General features: G+C 50.8%; 6 protein-coding genes. 2 read left to right on the top strand and 4 right to left on the bottom strand.

Going from position 1 to position 4,067, the window contains the following annotated elements; genetic code table 11:
• Positions 1 to 47: 47 nt before the first annotated feature.
• Both dut and A918_RS0111885 read right to left on the bottom strand, forming a co-directional pair.
• Positions 48 to 530 (bottom strand): dUTP diphosphatase, encoded by a 483-nt coding sequence (gene dut, locus A918_RS0111890; RefSeq protein ID WP_022711286.1) that lies wholly within the window; start codon positions 528 to 530, stop codon positions 48 to 50.
• A gap of 208 nt (positions 531 to 738) precedes the next feature.
• Positions 739 to 1,215, bottom strand: coding sequence for an Lrp/AsnC family transcriptional regulator (locus tag A918_RS0111885; RefSeq protein ID WP_028233719.1), 477 nt, complete (start codon positions 1,213 to 1,215; stop codon positions 739 to 741).
• 128 nt (positions 1,216 to 1,343) lie between these two features.
• Between A918_RS0111885 and A918_RS0111880 the strand changes: the two genes are divergently transcribed.
• Together A918_RS0111880 and A918_RS0111875 are read left to right on the top strand one after the other, a co-directional pair.
• Entirely contained in the window at positions 1,344 to 1,562 is a 219-nt protein-coding gene (locus A918_RS0111880; RefSeq protein WP_022711284.1) for a DUF6356 family protein, read from the top strand.
• A 95-nt stretch (positions 1,563 to 1,657) separates the two neighbouring features.
• The gene (locus tag A918_RS0111875; RefSeq protein ID WP_022711283.1) at positions 1,658 to 2,482 is read left to right on the top strand and encodes a class II glutamine amidotransferase; all 825 of its coding nucleotides are present in this window, start codon (positions 1,658 to 1,660) and stop codon (positions 2,480 to 2,482) included.
• Positions 2,483 to 2,488: 6 nt separating this feature from the next.
• Here the strand turns inward: A918_RS0111875 and mbfA are convergent, their stop codons facing one another.
• Both mbfA and A918_RS0111865 read right to left on the bottom strand, forming a co-directional pair.
• Positions 2,489 to 3,472: an iron exporter MbfA gene (mbfA, locus tag A918_RS0111870; RefSeq protein WP_022711282.1), complete on the bottom strand. Its 984-nt coding sequence runs from the start codon at positions 3,470 to 3,472 to the stop codon at positions 2,489 to 2,491.
• 94 nt (positions 3,473 to 3,566) lie between these two features.
• Positions 3,567 to 4,058, bottom strand: coding sequence for an N-acetyltransferase family protein (locus tag A918_RS0111865; protein ID WP_371257518.1), 492 nt, complete (start codon positions 4,056 to 4,058; stop codon positions 3,567 to 3,569).
• Positions 4,059 to 4,067: the final 9 nt, after the last annotated feature.

Below are 4,067 nucleotides of genomic sequence, written 5' to 3'. Positions count from 1 at the left end.
CGCATGAGTTTCATGCGGGGCTTTTTAATTTCAGCTTTACAGCACTCTTATTTATGACCGGTTGAGCCAAAACCACCGGCACCGCGTTCAGTTTCGCCGACTTCTGAGCGTTCTTCAATTTCAACCTGCACAACAGGAGAAATCACCGCCTGCGCAATGCGCATGCCGCGCTCGATGCGGAAATCATCATCACCGAGATTGATCAGCAGGACTTTGACTTCACCGCGGTAATCGCTGTCGATGGTACCAGGAGTGTTCAGGCAGGTAATGCCATGTTTGAAAGCCAGACCGGAGCGCGGACGGATTTGCGCTTCATAGCCTTCTTCCAGTTCAAAAATCAGGCCGGTCGGCACAAGTGTACGGCGACCCGGCAGCAGCACGATCTGGCGGTCTTCCGGTACGGCAGCACGCAGATCAACACCAGCAGAACCTGATGTTTCATAGGCCGGCAGATCAAGGCCTGCAGCATGTTCAAGACGGACAATTCCGAGCTTCGGGCGGCTGGATGATGAAGGGGAATTGGCAGACATGATAAACCCTTTTCAGCAATATATGATTTAAAATGAGCACTAAACATATTGAGGCTCTTTTTGAAAGAGCCGTATGCTTTTTTCAAAAATAATTAGAGCGGTTCCGGTTAATATTGCATCGGTAGAACCGCTCTAACTCTTTGTTTTACGCGTATCTTATTCGAAAACCGCTTCGCACTTTTCGGGATACGCTTTAGGGGCTCTTTTCTTATGGTGTGTAACCGAAAAGCGGGATTTCCGTGCTGTCCTTAATTTCTTCCATTACGAAGGACGCAGAGACATCTGACAGCGGCACACGGGTGATGAGTTTCTGATAGAGCCGGTCATAGGCTTTCATATCTTCAATGCGGGCACGGATAATATAATCAAGATCCCCGCTCATGCGATAAACGCCGACAACCTCTGTAAGCGATGTGACTGCCGCGCGAAATTGTTCCAGCCATTTCGGATCATGATTGCTGGTTCTGATCAGCATGAAAACGGTAAGGCCAAGGCCGATTTTGTCGGCATCCACGATTGCAACACGGCCTTTGAGAATGCCGTCATCTTCCAGTCGCTTCAGCCGCCGCCAGCATGCATTGCGCGACAGGTGGATACGGGCGGAAAGCGCGTCTACCGATAGAGTGGCATCTTTCTGTAATTCCTGAAGGATGCGGCGGTCTGTTTCGTCTATATTATGTACCATATAGGGATAATTGTCCCAAGTATTTATATTATCAAGAATTTTTTGAGACAAAATATGCGTTTGGCGGTGTTAGTATTTCAAATCAGAAACCTATCTTGCTGATTTGAAAATTGATAACGGGGAAACTCATGCAAACCAAAATTTCACGTCTGTTTACGGAACATCCGGCATCCGTTAACGAAACCTATTTTGAGCATATGGCTTTTGCGGGCAAATTTTCATTCAAGCTTTTTGCAGCTGCTTTTGCAGCTTTGATCCATGCAATTTTGCCATTTTTATTCGACAAAACAGCCAGCACTATTGTCGCGAAGCTTTACGCCAAAACGCATAAGCGCGCGGCTGAATAGTGAATTGTTAACTATAGTGTCGGAAGATCGCTGTTGTAACCGGCTATAAATAACGGCAGGTTCCTATCTTTCGCTCACTTGTCAGAGTGTGTTTCATGTGCCGCTGGGCTGCGTATTTCGGATCTGATCTGTATCTTGAAGATATTATCACTTCGCCTTGTCATTCGCTGATCGCGCAAAGCCATCATGCGACTGAGGCGAAAACCGCGACCAATGGCGATGGCTTTGGCGTGGCGTGGTACGGCACGCGCGAGGAGCCGGGATTATACCGCGATCTTCTGCCTGCATGGTCTGACCAGAATTTGCGCAGTCTTGCGCGCCAGATTAATTCGCGCCTGTTTCTGGCGCATGTGCGTGCCTCCACCGGCGGTGAAACCAGCCGTGCAAATTGCCATCCGTTCGTGTTTCAGCGCTGGAGCTTTATGCATAATGGTCAGATCGGCAGTTTTGACCGTTTGCGCCGTCCGCTGGAGAGTTTGCTGCCGGATGCGCTTTACAGCCATAAATCGGGCTCGACCGATTCAGAACTCTTCTTCCTGCTGATGCTGCATTTCGGGCTGGATGATGATCCGCTCCGTGCTCTGACGCGCACTGTCGAGACAATTTATGAGGCTGCGGAACGTGCAAAAGTGCCGCCTTTTATCCGGCTGACAGCAGCATTCTCAGATGGTCATTCACTGTTTGCAGTACGCTATGCCAGTGATACTTATGCACCAACGCTATACACCGCCAAAATGGCATCCTCTACGGGAATATGTGTTGTGTCTGAGCCGCTGGACGGCGTTGCAGAAAACTGGATGGCGGTGCCGCGCAACAGTTTTGTGACCATTAACAAGCCCAATCATATCTGCATTGAACCGTTTATGGACGAGCAGTCTGTAGTGAAGCCTGCCGCAACGCTTGCTGTTGTGGCAGGCTAATTTTTATCAGGCATTACCGATAAGAATACCGGCTGCGAGCACCAGTGCACCGCCGAGTACGACCTGAAAGGCTGCACGCATGAACGGTGTTTCCATGAAGCGGTTCTGGATATAGGCAATCGCCCAGAGCTCGACAAAGACGACGAATACCGCAATGCCGGTTGCAGTCCAGAAGTCGGTAATCAGATAGGGCAGGGCATGACCGAGGCCACCGACAGTGGTCATGATACCGCTGGCAAGGCCACGTTTGACCGGCGAGCCACGGCCTGAAAGTTTGCCGTCATCATGGGCAGCTTCCGTGAAGCCCATGGAAATACCCGCACCGACGGAAGCGGAAAGACCAACAAGAAAAGTCTGCCATGTATCCTGCGTGGCAAAGGCTGCGGCAAAAATCGGTGCCAGTGTGGAAACCGAGCCATCCATCAGACCTGCAAGGCCTGGCTGGATATAGGTCAGGATCAGTTGTTTGCGCTCACCGGCACGTTCTTCATCCTGCACATTATCCGGCGTCAGCTTCTCTTCCAGATGATGGGCGCGCTGTTCATGATGTTTTTCTTCCAGTGCCAGATCACCGAGCAATTTACGCGTGGCGGCATCGGAGACACGCATGGCTGCCTGTTCGTAAAAACGTGCAGCCTGCTCCTCCATCTGTGCCGCCATATTGCGTACTTTATCGATGCCGAGCGGGCGCACCAGCCAGTCGGGCTTGCGCTCATAATAGCCACGCACATGTTCACGCCGGATCAGCGGAATCGTTTCGCCGAAGCGCTGGCGGTGCAGTTCAATCAGGCGTGCACGGTGATTATGCTCTTCCTCTGCCATCGCCTCAAAGATTTTGGCGGATTGTGGGTAAGCCTCACGCAATCCGTCCGCATAGCTGAGATAGATGCGGGCATCATCCTCTTCAGAGGAAATGGCAAGTGCCAACATTTCCTGTTCGGAGAGACTTTCAAAAGACCGGCGTGACGGCGAGAAAAGGGAGGAGAACATGGAAGTTCCTTTTTAGAATTGTTCTAAATTTAATAGTTTGGAATAATTCTAAAATCAAGCTCCTTTTGCAGAGCTTGACCAGATTAGTGCGTGATCAGAGAATGCGTTGCATCAGTACCAGATCAAGCCAGCGGTCGAATTTTCGGCCGACCTGCGGCAGAAGACCGGTTTGTGTAAAGCCATGTTTCTCATGCAGACGGAGAGAAGCGGTATTCTGTGCTTCAATTGCGCCAAGCAGAACATGGATATTGTTGCCCGCTGCATGTTCCAGCAAGGCGCGCATTAGTCTGTCACCGGCACCTTTGCCGCGCGCATGACCGGCAATATAAATCGAGAGTTCTGCCGTATGTTTATAACATTCAAAAGCACGGAAAGCGCCGTAGCTGGCATAGCCAAGCAGCTCGTCCCCCTCTGTCAGCACCAGTACCGGAAAACCCGCGTTTTGGCGTGATGTCAGCCATTCCGCACGGTTTTGCAAATTGACCTTCTGGCTGATGAAAACGGCCGTCGTATTGGCAATCGCATCATTATAAATATCAAGGATTGCGGGCAGGTGGGTGGTGTCAGCGTGCTGTATGGTCAGCATGATCGGCCT

The sequence above is a fragment of the Pseudochrobactrum sp. AO18b genome, from assembly GCF_000409565.1.
GTDB lineage: Bacteria > Pseudomonadota > Alphaproteobacteria > Rhizobiales > Rhizobiaceae > Pseudochrobactrum > Pseudochrobactrum saccharolyticum.
This window is presented reverse-complemented; position numbering and strand designations above follow the sequence as displayed.